This window comes from Microbulbifer sp. 2205BS26-8 (assembly GCF_030731025.1).
GTDB classification, from domain to species: Bacteria; Pseudomonadota; Gammaproteobacteria; order Pseudomonadales; family Cellvibrionaceae; genus Microbulbifer; species Microbulbifer spongiae.
The window spans coordinates 1-472 of the sequence record NZ_JAVAMR010000188.1; the positions used below are offsets into that span (position 1 = coordinate 1).

Here is a 472-nt window from a genome sequence, read left to right on the forward strand (position 1 = left end):
AACCAGTGGAAGCGCTGTTTCTCCAGGCGTTTGTACCAGACTACGAAGCCGTTGTACTCCCAGTAGAGCAGTTTGATTTTATCGCGACCGCGATTGCAGAACACGAAGAGGATTTCCAGTGCAGGAGAGAGCTCCATCTCTAGCTCGACCAGCGCCGCCAGGCCGTTGATAGACTTGCGCATATCGACAGGCTCCATGTACAAGTAGGTCTGCGCGGACTGCTTCGGACGCAGCATCACCCCTGCTCCCGTAGTAGGCGCCAGAGCAATGGAAGGGTTTGCTCAAGGGCTGATGCTGGTAACTGCATCTGGATACCGCCGGGCAATGTCAGCTCAACCGAAGCCTCTAAAGCTGGCATGGGCACCGGCATCAGCTTAGGTCGGGGCTTGTTCTGCTTGTTGCGCCAATAGGTGAAGGTGCTGAGCTTTAGCTCATGCTGCTGGCAGTAGGCTGCCTGGGATAGATCGCTGTT

General features: G+C 55.9%; 2 protein-coding genes. Both read right to left on the reverse strand.

Features of this window, described 5'->3' with window-relative positions; genetic code table 11:
* Positions 1-236, reverse strand: a 236-nt coding sequence (tnpB, locus tag Q5Y71_RS17200; RefSeq protein ID WP_306043293.1) for an IS66 family insertion sequence element accessory protein TnpB, incomplete at its 3' end; no start/stop codon positions are given.
* Positions 236-472: IS66 family insertion sequence element accessory protein TnpB (locus Q5Y71_RS17205; RefSeq protein WP_306043294.1), on the reverse strand; the 237-nt coding region annotated here is incomplete at its 5' end. The genes tnpB and Q5Y71_RS17205, both read right to left, overlap by 1 nt.